Annotated in this window: 26 protein-coding genes; 25 read left to right on the forward strand and 1 reads right to left on the reverse strand. The window is 48.2% G+C overall.

Annotation, left to right across the window (positions count from 1 at the left end):
• Positions 1-8 precede the first annotated feature (8 nt).
• The gene (locus BM124_RS01790; RefSeq protein WP_093334945.1) at positions 9-518 is read right to left on the reverse strand and encodes an N-acetyltransferase; all 510 of its coding nucleotides are present in this window, start codon (positions 516-518) and stop codon (positions 9-11) included.
• 188 nt (positions 519-706) lie between these two features.
• On the opposite strand from BM124_RS01790, the gene BM124_RS01795 reads away from it, so the two are divergent.
• The 25 genes from BM124_RS01795 to pgeF all read left to right on the forward strand — a co-directional run bounded on the left by BM124_RS01795 (position 707) and on the right by pgeF (position 26,826).
• Positions 707-1,099: a DUF3397 domain-containing protein gene (locus BM124_RS01795; protein WP_093334946.1), complete on the forward strand. Its 393-nt coding sequence runs from the start codon at positions 707-709 to the stop codon at positions 1,097-1,099.
• A 59-nt stretch (positions 1,100-1,158) separates the two neighbouring features.
• Positions 1,159-2,778: a bacillithiol biosynthesis cysteine-adding enzyme BshC gene (bshC, locus tag BM124_RS01800; protein ID WP_212634930.1), complete on the forward strand. Its 1,620-nt coding sequence runs from the start codon at positions 1,159-1,161 to the stop codon at positions 2,776-2,778.
• 154 nt (positions 2,779-2,932) lie between these two features.
• A complete protein-coding gene (gene mraZ, locus BM124_RS01805) occupies positions 2,933-3,364 on the forward strand; it encodes a division/cell wall cluster transcriptional repressor MraZ (RefSeq protein ID WP_090925523.1) in 432 nt (143 codons plus the stop codon).
• A 48-nt stretch (positions 3,365-3,412) separates the two neighbouring features.
• Positions 3,413-4,372, forward strand: coding sequence for a 16S rRNA (cytosine(1402)-N(4))-methyltransferase RsmH (gene rsmH, locus BM124_RS01810; RefSeq protein WP_093334948.1), 960 nt, complete (start codon positions 3,413-3,415; stop codon positions 4,370-4,372).
• Positions 4,365-4,733 (forward strand): cell division protein FtsL, encoded by a 369-nt coding sequence (gene ftsL / locus BM124_RS01815; RefSeq protein ID WP_093334949.1) that lies wholly within the window; start codon positions 4,365-4,367, stop codon positions 4,731-4,733. Before rsmH ends, ftsL begins: the two co-directional genes overlap by 8 nt.
• A gap of 82 nt (positions 4,734-4,815) precedes the next feature.
• The gene (locus BM124_RS01820; protein WP_093334950.1) at positions 4,816-6,996 is read left to right on the forward strand and encodes a penicillin-binding protein; all 2,181 of its coding nucleotides are present in this window, start codon (positions 4,816-4,818) and stop codon (positions 6,994-6,996) included.
• Between the two features lie 78 nt (positions 6,997-7,074).
• On the forward strand, positions 7,075-9,009 hold the full coding sequence (locus BM124_RS01825; RefSeq protein ID WP_093334951.1) for a stage V sporulation protein D: 1,935 nt from the start codon (positions 7,075-7,077) through the stop codon (positions 9,007-9,009).
• A 67-nt stretch (positions 9,010-9,076) separates the two neighbouring features.
• On the forward strand, positions 9,077-10,558 hold the full coding sequence (locus BM124_RS01830) for a UDP-N-acetylmuramoyl-L-alanyl-D-glutamate--2,6-diaminopimelate ligase (RefSeq protein ID WP_093335160.1): 1,482 nt from the start codon (positions 9,077-9,079) through the stop codon (positions 10,556-10,558).
• 1 nt (position 10,559) lies between these two features.
• Positions 10,560-11,531 carry a phospho-N-acetylmuramoyl-pentapeptide-transferase gene (mraY, locus tag BM124_RS01835; RefSeq protein WP_093334952.1) on the forward strand — a complete coding sequence of 324 codons (972 nt, stop codon included), beginning with the start codon at positions 10,560-10,562 and terminating at the stop codon, positions 11,529-11,531.
• Positions 11,528-12,889, forward strand: coding sequence for a UDP-N-acetylmuramoyl-L-alanine--D-glutamate ligase (gene murD / locus BM124_RS01840; RefSeq protein ID WP_093334953.1), 1,362 nt, complete (start codon positions 11,528-11,530; stop codon positions 12,887-12,889). The genes mraY and murD overlap by 4 nt, the downstream gene beginning before the upstream one ends.
• An 83-nt stretch (positions 12,890-12,972) precedes the next feature.
• A complete protein-coding gene (gene spoVE / locus BM124_RS01845) occupies positions 12,973-14,079 on the forward strand; it encodes a stage V sporulation protein E (RefSeq protein WP_093334954.1) in 1,107 nt (368 codons plus the stop codon).
• Between the two features lie 22 nt (positions 14,080-14,101).
• A complete protein-coding gene (murG, locus tag BM124_RS01850) occupies positions 14,102-15,223 on the forward strand; it encodes an undecaprenyldiphospho-muramoylpentapeptide beta-N-acetylglucosaminyltransferase (protein WP_093334955.1) in 1,122 nt (373 codons plus the stop codon).
• Positions 15,223-16,137 carry a UDP-N-acetylmuramate dehydrogenase gene (murB, locus tag BM124_RS01855; RefSeq protein ID WP_093335161.1) on the forward strand — a complete coding sequence of 305 codons (915 nt, stop codon included), beginning with the start codon at positions 15,223-15,225 and terminating at the stop codon, positions 16,135-16,137. Before murG ends, murB begins: the two co-directional genes overlap by 1 nt.
• Before the next feature lie 15 nt (positions 16,138-16,152).
• Positions 16,153-16,941 (forward strand): cell division protein FtsQ/DivIB, encoded by a 789-nt coding sequence (locus BM124_RS01860; protein WP_093334956.1) that lies wholly within the window; start codon positions 16,153-16,155, stop codon positions 16,939-16,941.
• Positions 16,928-17,623, forward strand: a complete 696-nt coding sequence (locus BM124_RS01865; protein WP_244504199.1) for a DUF881 domain-containing protein — start codon at positions 16,928-16,930, stop codon at positions 17,621-17,623. Before BM124_RS01860 ends, BM124_RS01865 begins: the two co-directional genes overlap by 14 nt.
• Entirely contained in the window at positions 17,616-18,326 is a 711-nt protein-coding gene (locus tag BM124_RS01870; protein WP_139217047.1) for a DUF881 domain-containing protein, read from the forward strand. Before BM124_RS01865 ends, BM124_RS01870 begins: the two co-directional genes overlap by 8 nt.
• Positions 18,326-18,670: a small basic family protein gene (locus tag BM124_RS01875; protein WP_093334958.1), complete on the forward strand. Its 345-nt coding sequence runs from the start codon at positions 18,326-18,328 to the stop codon at positions 18,668-18,670. The genes BM124_RS01870 and BM124_RS01875 overlap by 1 nt, the downstream gene beginning before the upstream one ends.
• Before the next feature lie 193 nt (positions 18,671-18,863).
• Entirely contained in the window at positions 18,864-20,147 is a 1,284-nt protein-coding gene (ftsA, locus tag BM124_RS01880; RefSeq protein ID WP_093334959.1) for a cell division protein FtsA, read from the forward strand.
• A 112-nt stretch (positions 20,148-20,259) separates the two neighbouring features.
• Positions 20,260-21,408, forward strand: coding sequence for a cell division protein FtsZ (ftsZ, locus tag BM124_RS01885; RefSeq protein WP_093334960.1), 1,149 nt, complete (start codon positions 20,260-20,262; stop codon positions 21,406-21,408).
• 455 nt (positions 21,409-21,863) lie between these two features.
• Positions 21,864-22,034 (forward strand): hypothetical protein, encoded by a 171-nt coding sequence (locus BM124_RS18685; RefSeq protein WP_170840911.1) that lies wholly within the window; start codon positions 21,864-21,866, stop codon positions 22,032-22,034.
• Positions 22,035-22,861: 827 nt separating this feature from the next.
• Positions 22,862-23,788 carry a sigma-E processing peptidase SpoIIGA gene (locus BM124_RS01890; protein WP_093334961.1) on the forward strand — a complete coding sequence of 309 codons (927 nt, stop codon included), beginning with the start codon at positions 22,862-22,864 and terminating at the stop codon, positions 23,786-23,788.
• Between the two features lie 22 nt (positions 23,789-23,810).
• Positions 23,811-24,524 carry an RNA polymerase sporulation sigma factor SigE gene (gene sigE, locus BM124_RS01895; protein ID WP_093334962.1) on the forward strand — a complete coding sequence of 238 codons (714 nt, stop codon included), beginning with the start codon at positions 23,811-23,813 and terminating at the stop codon, positions 24,522-24,524.
• 182 nt (positions 24,525-24,706) lie between these two features.
• The gene (gene sigG / locus BM124_RS01900; protein ID WP_093334963.1) at positions 24,707-25,492 is read left to right on the forward strand and encodes an RNA polymerase sporulation sigma factor SigG; all 786 of its coding nucleotides are present in this window, start codon (positions 24,707-24,709) and stop codon (positions 25,490-25,492) included.
• Between the two features lie 171 nt (positions 25,493-25,663).
• Positions 25,664-25,909, forward strand: a complete 246-nt coding sequence (locus BM124_RS01905) for a YlmC/YmxH family sporulation protein (RefSeq protein WP_093334964.1) — start codon at positions 25,664-25,666, stop codon at positions 25,907-25,909.
• A 101-nt stretch (positions 25,910-26,010) separates the two neighbouring features.
• Entirely contained in the window at positions 26,011-26,826 is an 816-nt protein-coding gene (pgeF, locus tag BM124_RS01910; protein ID WP_170840912.1) for a peptidoglycan editing factor PgeF, read from the forward strand.
• Positions 26,827-26,842: the final 16 nt, after the last annotated feature.

The following is a 26,842-nucleotide window of genomic DNA, read 5'->3' on the forward strand; positions in this document are numbered from 1 at the left end:
CCTTTTTGTTATTCCGGAGGAGTCATATCCGACTGCACAGGAGCCTGTTCCTGCGCTTCCACGCCTTCCGGATACCATACATATGGATTCTCGCCGCGGTCCCGTTCCGGGTGATACGTGACGTTCTCAAAGCCCATTTTTTCCCAGAAGTAATCGGAACGCTGGCGGGCGTTTGTTTTGACCGGAAGATTAAATGACTTGGCATAGTTGACGAGGGCTTCGCCGAATCCACGGTCGCGGTACGGCTCCAGAACTTCCAGTTTCCACAGCTCGAGATAGTCCTGCGGCGGTTCAAAATAAAAATCAAATTTGGCGTCGATTTTATATAAACACATACGTGCTACCAGACGGTCTCCATAGTATATGCCGTAGAAAGGAGACTCGCTGTCATTTTCAATAATATTGTCCTGGAGTTCTTCTTTCATGGAAAGTTCCTGAACGCCGACTTCCTTGAAATTCTGAAATTCTTCAAGCGTTTTAAAATTCACAAGCAGTCGTTTTATTTCCGGCTGTGTCATATACATCCTCCTTATAAAACGGTTCTCTTCATTTTACTATAAAACCGGCTTGTTTTGGAAATGAATGTTCTGTTATGGAATAGGCGTAATTCTTTTAATATTCAAATAGAATAAATGATTGCCAACAGCTTTTAATTTTTATATGCTGGCAAAGAGCGTACTTACATATAAAGAAAGTTGGAAGAACGTTGATCGATTTCCTGGCTGCTATTGGAACAATGCTGCTCACCTTTCCGCCTGCTGTATGGTATCTTGTTTATATCAGTGTCGTCAAAACAACCAAGAATAAAGGAAAAGCACTTCGGAGGGCGTCAGACAGTACAGCAGTACTGTTTATCGCCGCTGCAGCTCTTCTTTTACATCAAATCACCGGCGATTCCTATGTATGGCTGCTCATTGTTATTATACTGCTTACAGCGGTGGTTTTTACCATCATTCATTACAGAACCATGCACGATATTGAATGTAAACGTCTCTTGAAAGGAATCTGGCGTTTCACTTTCTTTCTTTACTTCTGCGTTTATCTTCTCCTTTGTTTTTATCTATTGGGGACCAGTCTGCTTTCTACTTTTCTTGGATGAACGAACATGATAGTCTGAACATCAGAAATAGTATGCGGAACCGGAAAGGTTGGAACACAATGCAGGCAGAAACACACCCCCCATTTCATCAGCAGTCTTTCGTGGAAGATTACATAAAACACAGTGACCGCGCGCTTGCTTTTTTTGACTACAGCCTGTCGGATGAAGATATGAAGCAGCGCTTTCAGGAAGTAACCTCCAAACGCTTCAAGCGCAAAGAATTGTACAACGTTCTGTATACATACAATCAAAAACACGGCTGCGGACGCGCCACCCTTGAACAGCTCGAAAAACTTAAAGATCCGGAGTCTACTGCCGTCATCACCGGGCAGCAGGCGGGACTTCTGACTGGACCGTTGTATACGATATACAAGGCTGCAACGGTATTGATAGAAGCAGAAGAAAAAGAAAGACGGCTGCAGAAACCTGTGCTGCCGGTATTCTGGATCGCTGGTGAAGATCACGACTGGGAAGAAATCAACCACATTTACCTTCCTGGTGACACCGCACCGTCCAAAATAGCATACCAGGGAGAAATGGAACCGGGATATCCGGTTTCTCGTCAACATCTGGACCAGGAAGCCTTTGAAGTATGGTGGAAAGAAATCACCTCTCTCCTCCACGAAACACCACATACGAAAGAGTTATATGGAGTGTTTAAGCAAATGGCCGGCTCGTCTGAGTCCGTGTCTGACTTTTTTGCGAAGGTGATACATTGGTTGTTCAGCGGAAGCGGGCTGATTTTGATGGATGCCTCGGACCCGGGGATTCGCAGCCTGGAGTCATCTATGTTTCAACGTCTGATTGATGAAAACGATACGGTGGGGGAGGCTTTGAAACGGGGGCTTTTGAACCGGGAAAATACAGCATACGGCCGGCCGGACGGTTTTCAGGAGAACAGTTCCCATTTCTTCTATCACCACCCGAACCGCATCCTTCTTTATAAAGAAGGAGCGGCTCATTTCTCCGACAAAAACGGACGTCTTCATTTTTCGCGTGTCTCACTCAGAGAAGAAGCGGTCAACTGTCCGGAAAACTTCAGTACGGATGCGCTGACAAGACCGCTTTTTCAGGATATGCTGCTTCCGGTGCTTGCTTACGTGGGAGGGCCGGGTGAAATCAATTACTGGTCGGTTCTAAAGCCGTTGTTTCATCAGTTCGACCGGTTCGTACCTCCTGTCATACCCCGGATAGAAGGGACGATTCTTCCGAGAAGTGTCCAGGCTGCGCTGAATAAGGAAAATCTTTCTGCAAAAGCCTTGCTGCGCCGCGGTTCAAAAACATATGTCGAGCAGATTCGGGAAAACGCGGTAACCATTGACGGCCGTGGTCTCGGTGAAGAACTGCTGCAGCAGATCCGGCCTTATCATGAGGATATGAGGTCAGCCTGGGAAAGTATCGCTCCTTCTGAGAAGAGTTACGGGGAGACGAACTGGAAAATCATCGAGCAGGAAATCCGGGCGTTTGCCGGGAGGATCAACCGTCATCAGGAGGAGCAGGAGGAAGAACGTATCAACCGGATAAACAGAGCCGGGCTGCTGCTTCTGCCTTTTGGCCGTCCGCAGGAACGGGTGTATAATGTGCTGTTTTTTCTGAATGAGTACGGAAGTGATTTTGTATTGGATCTGATAAAGATTCTAACGTTAAACCATATGCGTCATCATTTAATAAAGATGTAAAAAACAAGAAGAATCATGCGTCCTGTGGCGGATTTTCTTCCCCTTCATAAAGAAGGGGATTTTTTTTGTCGGTAAAAAATTTTAAAACAGCCGTGGTATAAAGTGGGGGAATGTGGTACGTTATAGTTAGAAAGTGGAGGGAGATGGATGTTCAATGTTTATGGGCGAACATCATCATAATGTAGATGACAAAGGAAGAATGATTATCCCCTCCCGCTTTAGAGACGGGCTTGGAGAGACGTTTGTCATGACCAGAGGAATGGATGAATGCCTGTTTATCTATCCAATGGAAGAGTGGGAACGTCTGGAGAGTCGTCTGAAGTCCCTTCCTTTCACGAAAAAAGATGCCAGAGCCTTTACACGTTTCTTTTTTTCCGGAGCAGCGGAATGTGAACTGGATAAACAGGGGAGGGTGAGTATCCCTTCTACGCTGCGCCGCTATGCCGGTATTCAAAAAGAGTGTGTAGTAATCGGCGTTTCCACAAGGGTGGAAGTCTGGAGCCGGGAAAAGTGGGAAGTATACTTTGAAGAATCCCGTGAGTCATTCTCGGACATTGCAGAAAATATTGTTGATTTTGATTTTTAATACAAAAGTGGATGGTTGTATCAGCCTGAAAAGAAAGGAGGAACGTTTTTGGAGACATTCCGTCATGACACTGTTTTGTTGGAAGAAGCCGTAGGTGGCCTTGCTGTGCATCCATCGGGAATGTATGCCGACTGCACGCTCGGCGCCGGCGGACATAGCGAACGCATCGCGGCAGAACTTGGAGAAAGTGGGAGGTTGTATGCTTTTGAACAGGATGAAACAGCGTTAAAGCATGCAAAAGAGAGACTCGCCCCTTTCAAAGAGCGCATTACCTTTATTCATGATAATTTCAGTGCCCTTCCGAATGTGGCGGAGCAGGAAGACGTTCCTGGTATGGATGGTATCCTGTTTGACCTTGGCGTCTCCTCCCCGCAGTTTGATGAACCAACAAGAGGATTCAGTTATCGTTTTGATGCTCCTCTGGATATGAGAATGGACAAGCGCACCGAACTGACAGCTGACATCATCGTCAATGAGTGGAGCTTTCAGAAACTTTACGAAATCATTGCCAAATACGGGGAAGAGAAGTTCGCCAAACAGATAGCACGCAAGATCGAAGAACGACGGAAACAAACACCGATACACACGACGTATGAATTAAATGAATGTATCAAGGAGGGCATCCCTGCCCCTGCCCGCAGAACGGGCGGACACCCCTCCAAACGAACTTTTCAGGCTTTGCGGATTGCCGTCAACGACGAACTTAACGTATTTGAAGCCACACTCCGCCATGCGTGTAAATTGCTGCAGCCCGGAGGGAGGTTATGTGTCATCACTTTTCACTCCCTGGAAGATAAAATCTGTAAGCGGATATTTAAGGAAAAGAGTACCCTTCCGGATCTTCCGAAAGGCCTGCCGGTTATCCCGGAAGGAATGGAACCGGAACTGGAATTGATTACAAAAAAACCAATCACCGCCGATGACGCGGAATTACAGGCGAACAATCGAGCCCATTCAGCTAAACTGCGGATTGCAGAGAAAAAGATGAGGGGGGATTCTGTTGGATAATCTGGCCCGGAAGATGCAAAAACAGCAGCAGACCGAAAGAACGGTACATAAAGAAATAAGGACGCATCACGTCCCCGGAAAAGTCACAAAGGGCGAAAAGGTTATTGTCATGGCAATGCTTGCAGCTTTTGTTGCCGCGTGTGTGATTCTCATTTCAAATTATGCCGGCATTTATGTACAGCAGCAGGAGATTGCCGGTTTGAACCAGTCCATCAGCGAGCAGACAGAAACGAACCAGAGCCTGGAGCAGGAAATTGCCGAATTGAGTGCCCCGGAAAGGATTATGCATTACGCGAAAGATGAACTTGGAATGGAACTGAATGATAAACAGGTAAAAGTGATTCAGGGATCCGGATCCTGAAGAGGTACCCGCATGAAAAAAGGGAGGGAGGCCCGGAGCAGGCCTCCCTTATCGTGTGTACAGGGATAAAGGTGGTGAAGCGATGAACAACGAACGCAAAAGAATGGTGATCCGTGCCTTCATCCTGTTTGGAGGCGTTGTGCTGTTTTTCCTCGTATTCACAGGGCGTATGGTTTATGTTCAGGTGAATAAAGAAGTGGGGGGACAGAATCTCGCTGAGATGGCAGAGTCCCACTGGACAACAACTCAGACTCTGGAAGGGGAGCGGGGAACCATCTATGACCGGAACGGGGAACCCCTGGCCGAAGAAGTTCAGTCTTACACAGCTTTTGCTGTGCTGGATGAAGAGTACGAGGGACATGTGAAAAATGTGGAAAAAACAGCGGAAAAACTAGCCCCATTGATTGGATTGGAGAAGTCAGAACTTCAGTCGATGCTGGAGGAGGGGAGAGAAGAAGGGAAATTTCAGATTGAACTGGGATCCGATTCCAGGTATTTAAGTCTCTCGAAGAAGCAGGAAATTGAACAGCTCGATCTGGAAGGTATTCATTTCCGTACGGAACCGAAACGCTATTACCCGAATCAAATGTTTGCCTCCCACGTTCTTGGTTATACGGAACGCAACATGCAGCCTAAAATGGGGTTGGAACTTGAACTGAATGATGCACTAAGTTCTTCGGACGGCTCAGTCACCTATAAACAAAATAGAAAAGGTGTGCCGCTGTGGAATATGAACGAGACGGTGAATGAACCAAAGAACGGGGACAATGTCCACCTCACCCTCGACTCCAATATTCAGACGGTGCTGGAACAAGCTATGACGGAAGTGAATGAAAAGTATAACCCAAATAAAATGACAGCCATTGTCGCCAACGCAGAAACAGGAGAAATACTCGGGATGGGGAACCGGCCCAGTTTTAACCCAAATGAGTATCAATCCATTACCAATTACACGAATTACGCGGTATCGGACCGGTTTGAACCAGGGTCCACCATGAAAATGTTCACCCTTGCAGCAGCTATAGAAGAAGGTGTATATAACGGCAGTGAGACGTATCAGTCCGGAACCTATACCGTTGGATCGAGAACGATTGGAGATCATAACAACGGGGAAGGATGGGGAAAAATCACCTATGATGAAGGATTCCGCCGGTCCTCGAACGTTGCTTTTGCCAAAGTTGCCCTTGAAAAACTCGGACCCGAAACCTTTTTTCAGTACTTAAAGGATTTTGGCTTTTCCGAACCGACGGGTATTGACCTTCCAAATGAAGCGGACAGTCTGCTGGCAGAACCGACAGATCTAAATACTGCGATCACCGGTTTTGGACAGTCCAGTGCCGTCACCCCGATTCAGCAGGTTCAGGCAGCAACGGCCATTGCCAATGACGGAACGATGATGAAACCGTATGTTGTTAAAGACATGTATGATCAGAGCAAAGAAGAATACTCTTATGAAGCTGTTCCCGAATCTGCCGGCTCTCCGATCAGCGAGTCAACCGCGGCAAAGGTGAGAAAGCACATGAGACAGGTCGTCACTTCCGAGGAAGGAACAGGACAGCCGTTTCAGATAGACGGTATAAATATTGCGGGTAAAACAGGAACAGCCCAGATTAACGATCCGGACAGTCCCGGCTATTTAAGCGGTCAAAATAAAAACATTTTCTCCTTTATGGGTATGGCTCCTGCCGATGACCCGAGTATTATCGTGTATGTGGCTGTCGACCGGCCGGAACTTGAACCGACAGAAGCAGGGTCGGCGCCTGTCTCCCAGATATTCAGGCCTGTCATGAAACAAAGCCTCTCGTATCTGAATCTGGCGCCTGAAGATGTGGAAGAAGAGAAGGTGTATGAAGAAGAAGGAATGAAAGCAGAGAGCTACAGCGGGAAATCGTTGGATAAAGCGGTATCCCGCCTGGAGAAGAATGGGCTGCGCCCCGTCATTATCGGCAGTGGAAATACGATAAAAAGTCAGTATCCCGCGAAAGGTGAGCCGCTTATCATAGGAGATAAAGTATTTCTTAAGACAGACGGTAAAGCAGAAATGCCTGATATCAGCGGATGGTCGCTGCGGAATGTGAAACGCCTCAGCATGTTTACCGGACTGGAGCTTGATTATGTCGGCTCTGGTTATGTAACGCAGCAGAGTATCGAAGCTGGAGCACAAATTCAGAAAGAAGACTATTTAACAGTGGAACTGAAAAAAGACCCCTCCCAGGAGGAAACAACAAGCAGCGGGGACGAAGAACAGCAGCAGAGGGAATGAGAGAGACGTGCTGTTCTGAAAGACGCGGAACCATCATAAGCTGATACTACATATCAACCTTATGGTGGTGGATCGGACATGCGCGTATCGTTTGTAACGGTGAGAAAACGTCTCTTCTTTATACTTGCTGCCGGCGCGGCAGCTGTTGTCATTCTTTTGCTGCGGCTTGCTTTTGTACAGTTTTCGATGGGCGAACGCCTCACGGAACTTGCCCAGGATTCCTGGAGCAGGGACGTACCGTTTGAAGCAGAGCGGGGCGACATTCTGGACCGGGATAAAGAAGTTCTGGCAGGCAATGTCAGCGCTCCTTCCGTGCTGGCAGCCCCGCAGCAGATAGAAGAACCGGAGCAGGCCGCCGCCCGCCTGGCAGAAGTACTTGGAGCTCCCGAGGATAAAGTGCATGACTGGCTTACTGAAAATCAGTCGCTTGTACGTCTTTCTCCGGAGGGCCGGAAGATCAATAAGGAAAAAGCATCAAAGGTGCGGAGTCTCGGCATTGAAGGCATTTATATTGCTGAAGACAGCCGCCGTCACTATCCGAAAGGATCGTACCTGTCCCACGTTCTCGGATTTGCCGGTATTGACAACCAGGGACTGACGGGGTTGGAGAAGTATTATGACGAGCAGCTGAGTGGAGAAAGAGGGAACGTATCTTTTTTTTCCGATGCGAAAGGACAAAAACTGGAGAACATGGCTGAAGTCTATGAAAAACCGGAGCCGGGAAAAGATCTGATGCTTACCATTGATGCCGATGTACAGTCCATAATCGAGCGTGAGCTTGATGCAGCGGAAGCCCTCTATCAGCCTGACGGAGCCCTTGCTATCGCGATGGATCCCGATTCCGGTGAAATACTCGGGATGAGCAGCAGACCCGATTTTAATCCGGAAAATTTCCGGGACGTCCCCCCTGAAGTGTATAACCAGAATAAGCCGGTATGGTCCCAGTATGAACCTGGCTCTACCTTTAAAATTATAACACTGGCTGCCGCACTGGAAGAAAACATGGTAGATCTTGAGAATGACCATTTTAATGATCCGGGTTACATCGAAGTAAGCGGTACAAAACTCCACTGCTGGAAAAAAGGCGGGCACGGTGAGCAGACGTATCTGGAAGTCGTGCAGAACTCCTGCAACCCTGGATTTGTAGCGATGGGTGAGAAACTCGGTAAAGACATTCTCTTTGATTATATTGATCAATTTGGCTTTGGTAAAGAAACAGGCATCGATCTGCAGGGGGAAGGCACCGGTATCCTGTTTGACCCGGAAAACGTCGGACCTCTTGAACTGGCGACAACTTCGTTTGGGCAGGGGGTTTCGGTTACACCAATTCAACAGGTTACTGCGGTAGCAGCCGCGGTGAACGGAGGGACACTGTACCGGCCCTTTATCGGAAAGAAATGGATCGACCCGGAATCCGGAAAAGTCATTTCTTCCAGAACCCCGAAGGCGAAAGAAAAAGTCATTTCAGAAGAAACATCAAAAAAAGTCCGCTATGCACTGGAACATGTGGTGGCAAAGGGGACCGGACGCGGAGCATTTGTGGACGGTTGGCGAATAGGCGGAAAAACCGGCACGGCTCAGAAGGCGGTGGACGGAAAATACCTGGAAAATAACCACATTGTTTCTTTCATTGGTTTCGCTCCTGCCGATGATCCGGAAATTGTTGTATATACAGCCATAGACAACCCAAAAGACACCCTTCAGTTTGGAGGTGTTGTTGCGGCTCCGATTGTCGGCACCATCATATCCGACAGCCTTTCTGTCATGGGAGTGGAAAAACGGACCAATCAGGTTGAAAAAGATAAGCAGTGGGACGATGAGACCCTTGTGGAAACACCGGATGTGACCGGCAAATCACTAAAGCAACTGCATCAGGCCTATTATCCTTTCCAGATCGAAAAAGAAGGAGAAGGAAATATCGTTGCAGCGCAATCGCCGCAGCCGGGAGAAAAAATCAAAGAAGGAGGCGTTATCCGGCTTTACCTGGATGACAAATCAACCTCTTCCGATTAGAATAGATGAAGTGCACAAAAACACGAAAAACTTAAGCTTGAATATCGCTTCAGGAGAGAATTCGAAAATGAAAACTTTACACAACTTGATATCCCATCTTCCAGTAAAACAACAGAATACAGAAGATAATCCGGGTATTCATTCGCTGCATATGGACTCCCGCACGGTGGAATCGGGAGGATTATTTTTTTGCGTGCGGGGTTACACCGTCGACGGCCACGATTTCGCAGAGGAAGCAGCAAAAAAAGGTGCAGCGGCTGTTATCACAGAAGAAGAACTTAATCTTGATCTTGTGCAGGTTGTCGTACCTGATACAAAGCTTGCCATGGCCGTTATCAGCTCGGTTTTTTATAACCATCCGACCCGTTCTTTCCGCCTCATCGGAGTGACAGGAACAAACGGAAAAACGACGACCACCCACTTTATGGAGCACATATTTCAAAAAACCGGACAGAAAACCGGCATGATCGGCACTATGTATACAAAAATCGGATACGACATTTACGATGCCGGAAACACCACCCCCGAATCCCTCGTTCTCCAGCAGACATTCCATCAAATGGCTGAAGCAGGAATTAACGTCTGCACAATGGAAGTGTCCTCTCATGCCCTGGATCTCGGCCGTGTCAGAGGATCTGCTTTCAATACGGCCGTATTCACCAATCTGACCGCGGAGCACCTGGATTATCATAAGACGATGGAAGCTTACAAACAGGCCAAGGGTCTCTTGTTTTCCCAACTTGGCAATACTTATGATGGAGAAAAACAGACAGCGGTTCTGAACGCGGATGACGAGGCTTCAGAAGACTATAAAAAAATGACGGCGGCTCCGGTTCTTACGTATGGGATCGAGCAGCCTGCTGATATTAAAGCGGAACAGCTCGTCATATCGCCCGCGGGAACGTCGTTTCAGATGCAGACGCCATTTGGCAGCGCGGACGTTTATCTCCCGGCAGCCGGCAGGTTTAGCATATATAATGCCCTTGCCGCCGCTGCTGCCTGCCTCGCAGAAGGAGTGGAGCTCCAAAACATTGCCGGTGCCCTGTCGGACATGAAAAGCGTTCCGGGAAGGTTTGAACCAGTGGATGCCGGTCAGCCTTTTGCTGTCATCGTTGATTACGCCCACACTCCGGACAGCCTTGAAAATGTGCTTCAAACCGCCGCGGAAATGACTGCCGGTAAGATGTATGTCGTTGTGGGCTGCGGCGGAGACCGGGATACCGCCAAGCGTCCGGAAATGGGAAGAATTGCTGCAACGCTGGCCGATTATGCTGTATTCACCTCCGACAATCCGCGTTCGGAAGATCCGAATGTGATTTTGGAGCAGATGGCAGAAGGCGCAGCTGGAATGGATCATGTTTCCATTATCCCCGATCGGAGAGAAGCGATTGAATGGGTGATTAAGCGGGCTGACCGCGGGGATGCCGTAATTATTGCCGGAAAAGGGCATGAATCGTATCAGGTGGTCGGCAAAGATGTTCTTGATTTTGACGACCGTCTGGAAGCCGAAACAGCCGTCCATAAGTGGAACAGAAAAGGGGGCAGGTAACATGGTTGCTGCTATTACTGCCGGCGTTATCACGGCCTTTCTGCTGACAGTCATCTTTTCACCGCTTACCATCCCCCTCCTGAAACGGCTGAAATTCGGGCAGAGTATCAGGACGGAAGGTCCGGAGAGTCACATGAAAAAGGGCGGGACCCCCACGATGGGCGGAATTATGATATTAATGTCGATTCTTGCTTCGTCCATTATCATTCAGGGAATAGTTCTGTCGTGGTCCACCAACACGTTTCTCCTGCTTTTAGTTACCATCGGCTTCGGTGTGGTAGGATTTGTCGATGATTATATAAAAATAACGAAAAAACGAAATCTCGGTCTGACATCGCGTCAAAAACTGGCAGGACAGATTCTGATCGCGATCATTTTTTTCGGTGTATTACATGACAGTTCATTCAGTACAGAAATTGTGGTCCCCGGTACATCATGGTCTCTTGAAGCCGGATGGTTCTATTTCCTGCTCGTTGTCGTTATGCTTGTCGGTTCTTCCAACGCTGTGAACCTGACAGATGGTCTGGATGGCCTGTTGGCGGGAACAGGAGCTGTTGCTTTCGGCGCGTTTGCCGTACTGGCATGGCATGCCGAAATGACGGATGCCGCAGTATTTGCCGCAACGACAGCCGGGGCAGTGCTTGGGTTTCTCGTATTTAATGCTCATCCCGCGAAAGTGTTCATGGGAGATACTGGATCTCTGGCACTGGGAGGCGGATTGGCAGCTCTTTCCATTATTACAAAACTGGAACTGCTGCTTGTGATTATCGGATTTGTTTTTGTCATGGAAACCTTGTCCGTTATCCTGCAGGTGTTTTTCTACAAGTGGAGAGGGAAACGATTGTTTAAAATGAGCCCCCTTCACCATCATTTTGAATTATCCGGTTGGTCTGAATGGCGCGTTGTCGTCACGTTTTGGACCGCCGCAGCTGTATGCGCGGTGGCCGGCATTTATATTGAGGTGTGGATATGAGAAATACACAATGGTTTAAGGGTAAAAAAGTACTGGTTATCGGACTCGCCAAAAGTGGAATGGCCGCTGCCCGCCTTTTAAACGAACTTGAAGCATCTGTAACTGTCAATGAAGCAAAAGATATGTCGGGAACGAAGGAAGCAAAAGAACTGGAAGAGAAGGGAATCGACGTTGTTTCAGGGAGTCACCCCTTACATATTATGGATGAAGGTATCGAGTATGTCGTAAAAAATCCGGGGATCCGTTACGATACCCCTATTATCCGCCGCGCTCTCGAGAAAGGTCTGCCTATTGTAACAGAAATCGAACTGGCCGGTATGGTGTGCGGCGGCAGTATTGCCGCTGTCACCGGCTCCAACGGAAAAACAACGACAACGACACTGATTCATGAGATGCTTCTAAAAAGCAGTGTTTCATCTTATGCAGCGGGTAACATTGGGCGGGTTGCCTGTGAGACAGCTCCGCTTGTCCAGCCGGGTGAAGTCATGGTTACAGAAGTATCCAGTTTTCAGTTGAAAGGTACTGCAGAATTTCATCCCCGGACAGCGGTGCTTTTGAATATTGTGGATGCCCATTTGGATTACCACGGGACGAGGGATGATTATCAGCAGTCCAAAGCAAAGATTTTTGCGAATCTAACAGCGTCGGATGCTACGGTATACAATGCGGAGGACCCTGTAGTGTCCGCCATCGCAGAGCAGTCCAATGCCGATCTTGTTCCGTTTTCCGTCAATGGATGGACCACAAAGGGAGCCTTTATCCAAAATGGGTGGTACTGGTTCCGTGATACTCCCATCCTTTCTGCGGACGAAGCATCACTCCCGGGCCGTCATAACCAGGAGAATATGCTGGCAGCCATTGCCTGCGCGATGCTTAACGGCGCAGAGCCAGATGCTGTACGAACGGTTCTGCGTCATTTTCAGGGAGTGGAACACCGGTTGCAGTTTGTAGGCCGTGTTCATAAGCGGGACGTGTACAATGACTCCAAGTCAACGAATATACTATCCGCCCAAAAAGCGGTAGCAGCGTTTGAAGCTCCGGTGGTACTGCTTGCAGGAGGCTTGGACCGGGGGAATTCCTTTGATGCGCTTATTCCTTCCCTGCAAAAGACAAAAGCGGCTGTATTTTACGGAGAAAGCCGGGAGAAACTGGCAGAGGCGGCCAAAAAAGCAGGTATGGAATCATGGCATTTTGCCGATACCCTGGAAGAAGCGGTAGAGAAGGGGTTTTTACTTACTGACGAAAAAGATGTATTTCTTCTTTCGCCGGCGTGTGCGAGCTGGGATCAGTTCCAGACGTTTGAAGAACGGGGAGATACATTTATCCAAGCTGTTCAATCATTAGATGCACCCAGGTAACGCAGAAATCAGGAAGGCATGTTCCATTTCACCCGGCATATGAATAATGGAAAAAGACTTTTCCATGTAAAGAGGTGGCCGTTGTGAAAAAACATGTGCAGCCCGTTGATAAAATACTGCTGTGTTCCCTCTGTTGTCTGCTGATCATAGGGTTACTCATGGTTTACAGTGCAGGAACGGCTCTCGGAGAAGATGCCATGCAGGATCCTTATTATTTTTTGAAGCGGCAGTTCCTTTTTATGGCAGCCGGACTGGCGGCCATGGTCGTGCTGAGCCGGACGGATTACCGGTTGTGGCAGCGCTGGTCACCGGTTCTCTTGATCGGTTGTTTCATACTGCTGGTGCTCGTTCTTATACCTGGTATAGGAATGGTGCGCGGGGGGGCGAGAAGTTGGATAGGTGTAGGAGCCTTTTCCATCCAGCCGTCTGAATTTATGAAACTCGGGATGATTATGTATCTCGCTTTTTATCTGACCCGTCATCAGAAACGAATCACTTCCTTTACCAAGGGGCTCCTGCCGGTACTCATTCTTATTTTCGCAGCGTTTGGACTGATTATGATGCAGCCTGACCTTGGTACCGGTGCTGTGATGACGGGGACATGCTTTGTGTTGTTATTTGCGGCAGGCGCGAGAATCAGGCATTTTTTTATACTGGGCGGTGCCGGAGCTGTTGGTCTGGCGGCATTGATTGTTTCCGCTCCTTACCGTCTGCAGCGGATTACATCATTTCTTGATCCATGGTCGGATCCTCTCGGGACAGGGTTTCAAATTATCCAGTCTCTTTACGCGGTTGGGCCGGGTGGACTATTCGGCCTTGGTTTTGGCGGCAGCCGTCAGAAATATTATTACCTGCCGGAGCCGCAGACCGATTTCATTTTCGCCATTTTGGCGGAAGAAACAGGATTCATCGGCGCTGGATTTGTGCTTGTATTATTCGGGGTGTTTCTGTGGAGAGGTCTCGCCGCTGCTATGACAGTGCCGGATATGTTCGGCGCACTGCTTGCATCCGGCATCTGCGGTATGATTTTTATACAGGTGCTGATTAATGTCGGTGTTGTGACCGGTTTGTTTCCGGTTACGGGTATCACACTGCCTTTTCTCAGTTATGGCGGTTCTTCGCTTACTCTCTTACTGGCAGCAGGCGGCATTCTATTAAATATCACAAAGCACCGGACATCATACGATTAAAAGGGGATATGGGAGGATTAAGATGAAAGTTGTTGTAACAGGCGGGGGGACCGGCGGCCATATTTATCCGGCCCTTGCTCTTATCAAGGAAATAGAGCGTCTGGAACCAGGCAGTGAATGCCTTTATATAGGGACGGAGCACGGACTTGAAAGTGATATTGTCCCCCGTTCGGGAACTCGTTTTGAAACGATCACCATCAGCGGATTTCAACGCAGCTTAAGCTGGAAAAATGCAAGAACAATATGGCGTTTCTGGAGAGGAACAAAAAAGGCGAAGCAGATGCTGACATCCTTTGGTGCCGATATTGTCATCGGAACCGGCGGGTACGTGGCCGGTCCGGTTGTATTTGCCGCCTCCAGGCTGGATATTCCCACCGTCATTCATGAGCAGAACAGCATTCCCGGTCTGACGAATAAATTTCTCAGCCGGTTCGTTGATAACATTGCCGTATCCTTTAAGGATTCTGCCGCTTATTTCCCTGCTTCCAAAGTACGCTTCACAGGAAATCCTCGTGCGTCGGAAGTATCGGGACCGCGGACAAAAAATCCGCTTCCCGGTCTTGGTCTGGATCCAAACAAAAAAACGGTTCTCATTGTAGGCGGAAGCCGGGGAGCAAAACCGATAAATGAAGCATTTTTGGAAGCTCTTCCGGAAGCAGGTCAAAAAGAATGGCAGTATCTGTATGTTACGGGACAGGTTCATTATGATAAAGTGATAGAAGAAACAAAAAAAGCCGGTAACCCGGATAATGTCATCATTCAGCCATTTATTCATGTGATGCCTGAGGTACTGGCGTTTACAGATCTATTGATATCAAGAGCGGGAGCAACGACGCTTGCCGAAATTACAGCACTCGGTGTTCCGTCCATTCTCATACCAAGCCCGTATGTTACAAACAACCATCAGGAAAAAAACGCGGAATCACTGGAGCGTGCAGGCGGCGCTATTGTTTATAAGGAAAGCAGTTGGAATGGTCCGGCGCTTTTACGTGAGACAGATGCCGTTCTATCCGATGAAAAAAAATGGGAAACGATGCATGAAGCTGCACTGACACTCGCCGCGCCGAATGCTGCTGCCGATATCTTCCGTATCATGCAGCAATTGATGCACCCCGCCGGGTACGAAAGGAAGGATGACAAATGATGGAAGAAGTGTTTCGGGAGCTGCAGGAGGCTGATATTGGAAGAACGGCCTGGAAAGAACCTTTGTCCAAACATACAACCTGGAAAATCGGCGGTCCGGCGGATATTCTCATTGAACCGGAAGGAATAAAAGCACTGCAGAAGGCCATGAATATTATCACTGCGCGGAATGTACCGTGGCGGGCGGTGGGAAGAGGATCAAACCTGCTGGTTGATGACTCCGGCATTGAAGGAGTCGTCATCAAACTGGGCAGGAACATGGAATACATGGAAGAAGAAGAAATGCAGATTCGGGCAGGGGCCGGTTTCTCCTTCATTAAACTGGCCACGATTCTGAGCAAAAAAGGATACTCCGGTCTTGAGTTTGCCGGCGGCATTCCGGGAACAGTCGGCGGCGCTGTATTTATGAATGCCGGTGCGCACGGATCCGATATGTCAGATATTGTCGTGAAAGCCCATGTTCTCTACCCGGACGGGAGCCTTGTGTGTCTTACAAACGAAGAACTGGCGTTTTCCTACCGCACTTCCATTCTCCAGAAAGAACGGGCAGTGGTTTGTGAAGCAGTGCTGGCGCTTCGGGAAGGGGATAAAGAGGTGGTGGTAGAGGAAATGAAAAAACATAAAGATTACCGCCGAAACACCCAGCCCTGGAATTATCCGTGCGCGGGCAGTGTATTTCGTAATCCTCTTCCCGATCATGCAGGAGCATTGATTGAACAGTCAGGACTGAAAGGATACCGCCACGGAGGAGCCCGTATTTCAGAGCAGCACGCCAATTTTATCGTCAATGTCGATAACGCTGAAGCAACGGATGTTACGGCCATCATCAAACATGTGCAGCATACGGTACAGGAACGGTACGGTATTACGATGCAGACGGAAGTGGAGATAGTAGAACGAAGCGAAAATGGATAACAGGAGGGGCCGCAGGTGACGGACAAAAAGGTAATTCCCGCAGAAGAAAAAATACCTGCCTTAAAAGAAAAACGAAAAAAACGCACCAACCGCCGGCTTGTCACATACCTTTCTGTGTTTTTTCTCCTTATACTGCTTGTTGTCTATTTTCAGTCACCGCTGAGCCATATCCGTCACATTAAAGTGGAAGGAAATATCCATACCGCACAGGATAATATCAAAGACCGTATTGATCTGCAGACCGGAGACGGCTTGTGGACCGCGGATTTAACCCAGGCAGAACAGGCGGTTCAAAGTTATCAGGAGATTGAGAATGTCTCGGTGACACGATCTTTTCCTTCCACTGTCACGATACACGTTCAGGAGTACCGCCGGATGGCTTATGTGGAAAACGGCGGTTCGTTTGTCCCTGTTTTGCAAAACGGGGAGGTTCTTTCGGAAAAAACGTATAATGAGCTTCCCTCCGATGCTCCAATTCTGAGAAACTTTGAAGACAGGGACAAGCTTGCAGCTTTTTCCGAAGAAATGAGCCAGCTTGGAGAAGGGGTTATGAACCGTATTTCTGAAGTCATGTATGCTCCTTCCGACGATGATGCAAACCGACTGCGTCTTTATATGAACGATGGCATTGAAGTAGAGTCAACGATTGAGAATTTTGCCTCCCATATGGCGGATTACCCATCCGTGGCCAGACAGATTAATCCTGATGCAGATGGAGTTCTTCACATGAAAATAAATTCTTATTTTAAAGCAGATCAGCCGGACACAGCAGAAGGAGGGGAAGAGAGAAGTGAAGAAGAATAAAATCCGTTGGTTCACCGCTCTGCTTTTCATGATTGGGTTTCTCCTTGCCGTAACCTATCAAACGACAGCGGACAAAGGGGCAGCGGATCAGGATACAAACGACCGGAAAGAAGATCGATTAAGAGAAGAAGTCCTGGAAGAACAGGAAAAGAATAAAGAATTGACGGAAGAATGGAGAAATCTGCAGCAGCAGGTACGGGATATGGAAGAAAACCTGGCAGAAAATGAAACGTCTTCTTTTAATCTAGTGGAAGAACTAAAGAAAATGAGAATGCTTACCGGTGAGGTGCCTGTAAAAGGCAAAGGTATCTCTGTCAGCCTGGATGATTACCAATACGCCGCCGATGATGGTGAAAACCCGAATAATTTTCTTGTTCATGAACGCCATATTCAACAGGTCATGGACGAGCTCTTTCTTGCCGGTGCAGAAGCCGTATCTGTCAATGGTTACCGGATAACAGAAAATACATATATTCAGTGCACAGGCCCTGTTATTACAATCGACGGCCACACGTCGTCAGCCCCATTTGTCATTAAAGCAGTAGGCGAATCGGGGCAGCTGAAAGCCGCCCTGGAAATGAACGGAGGCGTGAAAGACAGGCTGGTCAATGAAAATGTGGAAGTACGTATTCAGACGAAAGATCTCATAACCATGCCGGCTGTAGGAGAGAGGAGTGAATGAATTGCGGTTTGTGCTGAAAGCAGCCGTGCTTCTTTTAACTGTCGTCTGCGGTTACTTCGCCGCATCAAAGACAGATCAGATGCCGTTTACGAATGCTTCTGACCGTAATGATGTACTCAAGCTTCAGGAGACGCTGGAAGAAGAGCAGGAGCGCAGACAGAATCTATATGAACGTATCAGGGAAAACGAACGTCTTCTGGAAGAATATAACACCGAACAAAAGAACAGCAGGGAATACGCAATGAAGCAGGCTGTTGAAGATTTGAAAGCCGAAGCAGGGATGACTGAAAAAAGTGGAAGTGGCGTGGTGATAACCATTTCCCCGGCCGCAGGTGCCGATACCAGTGGAAACCAATCGGTCCGTCCGGTCCTTCTACGGAGGCTTGTCAATGAACTCAACCAGTTTGGAGCCTCTGCGATATCCATTGAAGGGAAACGCATACTGGAAACAACTGCTTTTCGGAGTATAGACGGCATCACCCATATTGACGGCAGAAGACTTCCGGACATTCCGCTGGAGATAAAAGTATTGGCAGAAGACAACGAACAGCTGTACAATGAACTGCTCGTCTCTGAATCAAAAGAGTATTTTACCCTGGAAAATATGAAACTAAAAGCCCAAAAGCAGAAAAAGCTTACTGTTCCCGCCTATGATGAAGTGAGACGGGTGCAGCACATGGAAGTTATGGAGGAAGATGAGTGATGTGGCTTCCGGTACTCGGTCTTTTAACAGGTATACTGATCGGCCTTTTGACTGGTGTGGAAATCCCTCCGGCTTACCACATTTACGTTCTTCTTCTCCTTCTGGTTATGGTGGATGCCCTTTTTGGCGCACTGAAAGAAACGCTGAGACAAAACTATTCCAACATCTTTTTTATTACCGGTCTTTTTTTCAGCTTACTGCTCGCATGGATCCTTGCTTTTCTGGGGCGGCAGCTTGATGTAGAATTATACTTGGCTCCACTGATAGCTCTTGGTATAAGAATCTTTCAGAATACCGCTGCAATCCGCAGGGAAATTCTTTCTCTTCTACAATCAAAAAAATGAAGATTACAGGTCTTTGCAGGAAAATCAAAATAACGTGGCGAAGTGTAACGGCACTGAAAATAAAACGTAATTAATTTTTCTGTCATTTTGCACACGTACCGCCGGTTCACATGATAAGATGGAATAGAGATCAACTGTCCTGACAGCAGGCATAATAGATACAGTAGATACATGCAGTAGGAGGTGCCATAATATGAACAACGAAGATACGTATGTCAGCCTGGATATAGGTACGTCCGGAGTGCGGGTCATTATCGGAGAAATGTCCGGTGGTTCCCTGAAAGTTATGGGGGTGGGCAACGCTCCGTCCACCGGACTGAAGAAAGGCGCGATTGTCGACATTGACGAAACGGTCCAATCTATCAAAAACGCGGTGCAGGAAGCGGAAAGAATGGTCGGACTTGAAATTGAACAGGTGGTGGTTGGAGTGAACGGCAATCACATCCAAATGCAGAACTGCAGCGGAGTGGTAGCCGTATCCAGCCCCGACCGTGAAATCAGTAATGAGGACATTGAACGGGTCATGGATGCAGCGCAGGTTCTCTCCATCCCGCCGGAACGCGAAATCATAGATGTCATTCCCAATCAGTTTATCGTCGACGGTCTGGATGGAATCAACGATCCCCGCGGAATGCTGGGGGTCCGTCTGGAAATGGAAGGTACCATTATTACCGGAGCCAAAACGGCGTTACATAATTTACTGCGGTGTGTGGAAAAAGCCGGGCTCACTGTCGCTGACATCTGTCTGCAGCCCCTTGCCGCCGGAACAGTGGCCGTATCCAAAGATGAAAAAGCTCTTGGTGTTGCACTGGTAGATATAGGTGGCGGGGCTGCGACTGTTTCTGTTTTTCAAAATGGAAAGATGCAGGCCATGTCGGTGCTCAATATAGGCGGCGACCATATTACCAATGATATTTCCGTCGGACTCCGCACCTCTTCAGAAGAAGCTGAACGGATTAAACGGGAGAATGGACATGCCTTTATTGATGATGCCTCCGATGAAATAACGTTCGAAGTGAATGCTATTGGCAGCGATGAACCGGAGGAATATTCCCAATACGAGATTGCTCATGTCATTGAACCGAGAATGGAAGAAATATTAGAATTGGTAGATGATGAGATTTACAAACTCGGTTATTCGGACCTGCCGGGCGGCTGCGTGCTGACCGGCGGGACCACCATGATTCCCGGTTCTCTGGAACTTGCCAGGGATGTACTCCGCCTGAGTGTAAGGACGGCTGTTCCGGATTATATCGGAGTGCGGGAGCCGGTATATACGATAGGAATCGGGTTAATAGAGTTTGCCCATCAAAATGTGAAAATACAGGGGCGCGAACCTGCCGCATCCGTTTCTTCGGGTAATACGGCAGCTGCACCTGCTCCTGAACGGGGGAAACCGGAAAAAAGAGAAAAAGATGAAAATGATCCCGGCGTGAAAGATAAAATGAAAAATTTCTTTAAAGTGTTTTTTGAATAGCGGTGCCGCGCTGATACCTTCCATGTTTCAACCCGTGGAACGCAGGGAACGAAACGTTTGGGATCAACGTGTACGGTAACTTGAAAGATCTGACGAATGAGGAGGACCTTTAATGTTGGAATTTGAAATGGATATGGAGTCACTCGCACAGATTAAGGTCATTGGCGTAGGAGGCGGCGGTTCCAATGCCGTGAACCGTATGATTGAAAACGGACTGCAGGGCGTGGAATTTATCGCCGTAAATACAGATGCCCAGGCGCTTCAGCTTTCCCATGCTGAAACGAAGCTGCAGCTTGGCGGAAAGCTGACAAGAGGGCTTGGTGCCGGCGCCAATCCTGAAATCGGGAAGAAAGCAGCCGAAGAGAGCAAAGAACAGCTTGAAGAAGCGCTGACCGGAGCAGATATGGTGTTCATCACTGCCGGTATGGGAGGCGGAACCGGTACAGGGGCCGCTCCCGTTATTGCCGAAGTTGCCGGTGAAGTGGGGGCACTCACAGTCGGAGTCGTGACGCGTCCGTTTATGTTTGAAGGGAAAAAAAGATCGACCCAGGCTTCAGACGGCATTGCGGAACTGAAAGAAAACGTGGATACGCTCATCGTTATTCCGAACGACCGGCTTCTTGAAATCGTGGATAAAAACACACCGATGCTTGAAGCGTTCCGTGAAGCAGACAACGTGCTTCGTCAGGGTGTACAGGGAATTTCGGATTTGATCGCGGTTCCTGGTCTCATCAACCTTGACTTTGCCGACGTAAAAACTATTATGAGCGAAAAAGGGTCCGCTTTAATGGGTATTGGTATCGCTACAGGGGAAAACCGCGCGGCGGAAGCGGCTAAAAAATCCATTTCAAGTCCTCTTCTTGAAACATCGGTGGAAGGCGCTCAGGGTGTCCTGATGAATATTACCGGGGGCACAAACCTCAGTTTGTTTGAAGTACATGAGGCAGCGGAAATTGTGTCGGAAGCCTCGGATTTTGATGTGAACATGATATTTGGTTCTGTCATTAACGAAAATCTAAATGACGAAATCGTCGTTACCGTCATCGCGACCGGTTTTGAAGATAATAATGATCAGAAACAGCAGCCGGAGCGTAAACCCGCAGGCCAGCAGCGCAAAGAGGTTTCCCAGTCTGCCTCGCGCCCGGCACCGGAAAAGGAAAAACCGGCGGAAGAAACACCGGAACAGCGCCAGGACGCCTCCGAAGATGAAGACACGCTCGACATTCCGACCTTCCTGCGCAACCGCCGCAGAAGAAAATAAATATGGCAAAAAAGTCGTGAGCGCCGGCGGGCTGATACCGTTTGTGTACTACGCAGTGAAAGTGAAATGTTTGGACGAAGCAGTGAAGGATATAAAACAAACATGAGTCTGGGACAAAACCTTTATTAGATAAAAAATGCCGAACGATTTCTTAAAATCGTTCGGTATTTTTCGTTTCTAAAATCAACCGCTGCGCCAAAATACTTTGCTTTTACTCCAGAGCACAAGGGCGACATCGGTTCGCCGGGGCTCATCGTGTCTTCTTTGCACTCCGGAGTACAAGGGCGACATCGGTTCGCCGGGGGCTCACCGTGTCTTCTTTGCCCCGCGCACGGCTTGAAAACGAGGAAGTTCGGCTGAGAAAAAGGGGACCTTCTCCCAAAACCGTGTACGTCCTGTGCCGGGTGTAGAAGCCACCACGACTCACGGCCGCGGTTCCACCGGATCAGCTGCTTGTGGAAATCGACGGACCCCGGCCGTTCCAGGGCCCGTTTGCTGGAATCGAAACGACACCTAAGCTGCTCCGCGATGTAATCACGACGCCAGCCGGTATAACGGAGGAAAAGGAAGCAGTGCTGGCAGCGTGGACGCAGAAAAATGGCGGGTGGATGTACGGTGGTTTGTAAATGGGAATGGGTCATAAGGCACTTTAGGGGGTTCCGCCCCCTAAAACGTCGTTAGGCATGGCTCATGAGGCACTTTAGAGTACCCGGTGCGCCCTTAAACGTCATCATGAATGATTCCTAAGGCACTTTAGAGGGTTTCGTGCCCCCGTAAACGTCATCATGAACGAATCCAGGTTCCGTTTAGCGGGAAAATGAGCGGGCCGCCGCAACAAAGAGCCCGCGTTCCTGCATGAAAAACAGGATGAATAGTCCATAGGGCACTTTAGGGGGGTTCAGCGCTCCCTTAAACGTCGTTAGACATGGCTCATGAGGCACTTTAGAGTACCCGGTGCGCCCTTAAACGTCATCATGAATGATTCATAAAGCACTTTAGAGGGTTTCGTACCCCCGTAAACGTCGTCATGAACGAATCCAGGTTCCGTTTAGCGGGAAAATGAACGGGCCGCCGCAACAAAGAGTTCGCGTCGCTGCATGAAAAGTGAGATGAATAGTCATAAGACACTTTAGAGTATCCGGTGCCGCCTTAAACGCCATTATCATGTGGAAGTACGTCACAGGTACCCTGCTTCCTGCGGGGTACCTGTAACTCGTGCTTTTCTCAGCAGGAGCCGAAGCATTTGGACCCCGCTGCTATACGGCTCTTGAACAACGCCGCAAGACATTCGTGTTTTCCTCCGCCTATTTTACTTTTATCCCAGACTCATTTTTATGTAGAAAGACCCGGGTGGAAGGGTGACAAAATTAGTGAAAAGTAGAAAAAAAGTCAACCACAAAATGACACAATTTGAAAGAGAACGGATTTATAATAGGCATTACTTCTCCTGTTCATGACAAGAAGGGAGGGGAGTGTTGTATATTATGTTGATCTGTTGTGGGGCATGAACGTTTGTATTCACCTGCTTCTCTTTTGGGGAACCGCAAAGTGGACAAGAAAGCCCATATCCACCAAAAGGTTGTGGATCGTATCTGCAGCAGGATCCTGCAGCGTTTTTACCGTGCTTACCCCTTTTGAGGAATGGTTGATGCACCCGGGATTTGCTCTGCTTCTTTCTATCATTTTAGTACCGGCAGCATTTGGCTTTCATTCGTTTACGCTGTTTCTTCAGCAGCTGTTCGTGTTTTATATGCTCAGTTTTTTAACCGCCGGCATCATCACCGGTCTGCATATGATGGTGCTTTTCCAGGCTGGACAAGGCTCGTCGTGGACGCCGGGAACATCTCTGACCTACTGGTTTATGTTGACTGCGGTCATTGTTGCGGCTCTAACCATTTACATGATGCAGGCTGTAGGAAAGAAAAGAGAAACAAAAGTCGAAAAAACAACTACCGTCATCATGGAAATAGACGGACAGCGGTGGGAGGCTTTTGCGTTGGTGGATACCGGGAACCAATTGAAAGATCCATTTTCCGGAACACCCGTCATGATAGTGGAACTGCCGCTGTTTTCATCGTTTCTGCCGGAGCAGGAATACAACAGATGGAAAAGCATGATGGAAAGTGGAACACTCGGAAACCTGGAAGAGCTGAACATGTGGAAACAAAGATGGAAGCTGATTCCATACCGCTCCGCCGGCCAGGAAATGAAATGGATGTTTGCCCTGCGTCCGGATGGAATTTATCTGAAGGATAAGCATTATACGAAAGTCCCGCTGCTGGTGGGAATTGATCCATATCCGCTGTCCGGCACGAATGATTTCCAGATGATTATTCCGGCGGAAGTACTTCCGGAGTCCAATACATCACGGAGTGCTTAATCTTGAGACAGGAGGTTTTTGCTTGAAGAAAGGAACCATCACTGTATTTTGGATGAAAATATTAAGAAAAGTGGGCTGGAAACCGGATGACCTTTATTATATTGGTGGCAGTGAAGCACTGCCCCCTCCCTTGTCCAAGGAAGAAGAAGCTCATTATATCAGCAGACTTCCCGAAAAGGACGAAGCAGCCCGTTCTGTGCTGATTGAGAGGAACCTTCGTCTTGTTGTCTATATTGCCAGAAAATTTGAGAATACAGGAATTAATATAGAAGACCTTATCAGCATCGGAACGATCGGACTGATAAAAGCAGTGAACACATTTAATCCTGAAAAAAAGATTAAGCTGGCCACCTATGCTTCGCGCTGCATCGAAAACGAAATATTGATGCATCTGCGGCGGACTAATAAACTGCGTTCCGAGATATCATTTGATGAACCCCTCAATATCGACTGGGATGGAAACGAACTGCTGCTGTCGGACATTTTGGGAACGGACGAAAATATTATTACAAAGGGCATAGAAGATAAGGTGGACCGGCGCCTTTTAAAAAAATCGCTTGAAATACTAAACCCGCGGGAAAAGCAGATAATGGAGATGCGCTTTGGACTTGCCGGAAACAAAGAGCAGACACAAAAAGACGTAGCGGACCTGCTCGGCATTTCCCAGTCCTATATTTCACGACTTGAAAAACGGATCATTAAACGCCTCCGCAAAGAATTTAATAAGATGGTCTGAACCCGGTCAAACGGCTGTTGAAGCCTTTTTTCCGCCTGCGCTAAGAAAAATGAAAAAAGGAGCTGCCTCATACCCATCTGCATATTTTTCCCTCGTCAGGACATACTGAACATGAACAGACAAGATGAGTAAATGAAGCCGTCCGCGGTTCATTTCGACATCCAGACCTGGGGGGGAAAACGTTGGCACGCAGTAAAGTAGAAATATGTGGTGTAGATACATCCAAGCTTCCCGTTTTAAAAAACAAAGAAATGCGTGAGTTGTTCAGTCAAATGCAAAATGGAGATGAGGCGGCCCGGGAAGAATTGGTGAATGGAAATCTTCGTCTCGTATTAAGTGTCATTCAGCGTTTCAATAACCGCGGAGAACATATGGATGACCTATTTCAGGTTGGCTGTATCGGTTTGATGAAATCGATTGATAATTTTGATCTCAGTCAGAATGTACGTTTTTCAACATATGCGGTACCGATGATTATCGGGGAAGTACGCCGCTACCTCCGTGACAATAATCCGATACGCGTCTCAAGATCGCTGCGTGATACAGCATACAAAGCGCTGCAGATGCGGGATAAGCTTATGGAGGAAGAAAACCGTGAAAAAGAGCCGACTGTACAGGAGATGGCGCAAAAACTGGATATGCCGAAAGAAGATGTCGTGTTTGCGCTCGATGCGATTCAGGATCCTGTATCGTTATTTGAGCCGATTTACAACGACGGAGGGGATCCGATTTATGTCATGGATCAGCTCAGCGATGATAAGGAACAGGATCATAAGTGGACGGACCATCTGGCGCTGCAGGAAGCCATGGTTCAATTAAACGGGCGGGAAAAAATGATATTGGATATGCGCTTTTTCCAGGGCAAGACACAGATGGAAGTGGCGGATGAAATCGGCATATCCCAGGCACAGGTCTCACGTCTCGAGAAAGGAGCCATATCACAGATGACCCGCTTTTCAAATATGTGACAGTAAAAAAAACGCTGCCTTCGTCAAAAAAAGACGAAGGCTTTTTTGTCGGAATGAATATGAAGGCGGGGATGTCTGCATACAATGAGTTACACGCTGTTCTGCTGTGCGCTGAATGATAGAATGGCGTACTGACGACGGAACGAACCTGAACGTAAAGGGGATCAATGGATGCGTATATCGGAACTGCAGGCGAAAGACATTGTCAATATGCACACCGGAAAGCGTCTCGGACATGTGGGCGACGTTGATATCAATGTGGAGACCGGACATATTGAAGCGGTGATTGTGGGAGGATCTGCTAAAATGATGGCTCTGTTTCATAAAGAAGACGACTTTACTATCCCTTGGACCCATATTGTGAAAATAGGGTCGGATGTCATTCTCGTTAATTTGTACGAACCGGACCCGGACTAACCCTGCTGGAACGGAAAAATAAGCTTTTCTATTGCAAACGCGGGAAATATGTTAAAATGAGTATAAAGAAAACGACATCCTTCAAAAAAGGAAGAGATTGGATGGGAAAAGAACCGTTCTACCGCTTTGACGACCGGCACTGGCTGCTGAAGTCAGATATCCTGCCAAAAGACGTTAAAGCAGGCATCACATCCCGCTCCGGCGGCGTGAGCAAAAGCCCGTATGATACTCTGAACATGGCTTTCCATGTTGGAGATGATCCGCAGGCTGTTCTGGAAAACAGACGTCTCATGGCGGAATCTGTTGGATTTGGGATGGAAAACTGGGTGGCAGCCGAGCAGGTTCATCAGGCGGATATATTAAAGGTTGAACACCGGCACCGCGGCATGGGAGCCTGGGACAGGGAACACAGCGCCGGGGATTATGACGGATTGTATACCCGGGAAGAGGGCATTTTACTTGTCAGCCTTTACGCAGACTGCGTTCCGCTGCTTTTTTCCGCTCCCCGGCATGCCTGTATCGGATCCGCGCACGCAGGGTGGAGAGGTACGAGCATGAATATCGCCGGAAAGTTCGTCTCCATCTGGCACAAGGAGGAGAATATTCCTCCGGAAGACGTGTATGCTGTCATTGGTCCGGCGGTATCACAGACCGTATATGAAGTGGATGATACGGTCATCGAAGCCATGAAGAACGTGCTCCCCGAAGATGAATACGCTCCGTGGGAGGTCTCCGTTTCCGGAGGGTGGCTGCTTTCTGTGAAGGAAATGAACCGTCTGCTTCTGAAGCAGGCAGGAGTGCCGCAGGAACAGATTTTCATGAGCTCGCACTGCACGTATCTTGATGAGGATAACTTTTTTTCCCACCGCCGGGACGGCAGTGCTTCCGGAAGGATGGCTGCTTTTATCGGACAGTAAAAAAGCAGGATACGGA

The organism is Salibacterium halotolerans (assembly GCF_900115625.1).
GTDB lineage: Bacteria > Bacillota > Bacilli > Bacillales > Marinococcaceae > Salibacterium > Salibacterium halotolerans.

Coding starts and splice junctions, on each gene's coding strand:
- BM124_RS01790 (WP_093334945.1), bottom strand. CDS start 518: ATGACACAGCCGGAAATAAAACGACTGCTTGTGAATTTTAAAACGCTT.
- bshC (WP_212634930.1), top strand. CDS start 1,159: ATGCAGGCAGAAACACACCCCCCATTTCATCAGCAGTCTTTCGTGGAA.
- mraZ (WP_090925523.1), top strand. CDS start 2,933: ATGTTTATGGGCGAACATCATCATAATGTAGATGACAAAGGAAGAATG.
- BM124_RS01820 (WP_093334950.1), top strand. CDS start 4,816: ATGAACAACGAACGCAAAAGAATGGTGATCCGTGCCTTCATCCTGTTT.
- BM124_RS01825 (WP_093334951.1), top strand. CDS start 7,075: ATGCGCGTATCGTTTGTAACGGTGAGAAAACGTCTCTTCTTTATACTT.
- BM124_RS01830 (WP_093335160.1), top strand. CDS start 9,077: ATGAAAACTTTACACAACTTGATATCCCATCTTCCAGTAAAACAACAG.
- mraY (WP_093334952.1), top strand. CDS start 10,560: ATGGTTGCTGCTATTACTGCCGGCGTTATCACGGCCTTTCTGCTGACA.
- murD (WP_093334953.1), top strand. CDS start 11,528: ATGAGAAATACACAATGGTTTAAGGGTAAAAAAGTACTGGTTATCGGA.
- murG (WP_093334955.1), top strand. CDS start 14,102: ATGAAAGTTGTTGTAACAGGCGGGGGGACCGGCGGCCATATTTATCCG.
- murB (WP_093335161.1), top strand. CDS start 15,223: ATGGAAGAAGTGTTTCGGGAGCTGCAGGAGGCTGATATTGGAAGAACG.
- BM124_RS01875 (WP_093334958.1), top strand. CDS start 18,326: ATGTGGCTTCCGGTACTCGGTCTTTTAACAGGTATACTGATCGGCCTT.
- ftsA (WP_093334959.1), top strand. CDS start 18,864: ATGAACAACGAAGATACGTATGTCAGCCTGGATATAGGTACGTCCGGA.
- ftsZ (WP_093334960.1), top strand. CDS start 20,260: ATGTTGGAATTTGAAATGGATATGGAGTCACTCGCACAGATTAAGGTC.
- BM124_RS01890 (WP_093334961.1), top strand. CDS start 22,862: ATGACAAGAAGGGAGGGGAGTGTTGTATATTATGTTGATCTGTTGTGG.
- BM124_RS01905 (WP_093334964.1), top strand. CDS start 25,664: ATGCGTATATCGGAACTGCAGGCGAAAGACATTGTCAATATGCACACC.
- pgeF (WP_170840912.1), top strand. CDS start 26,011: ATGGGAAAAGAACCGTTCTACCGCTTTGACGACCGGCACTGGCTGCTG.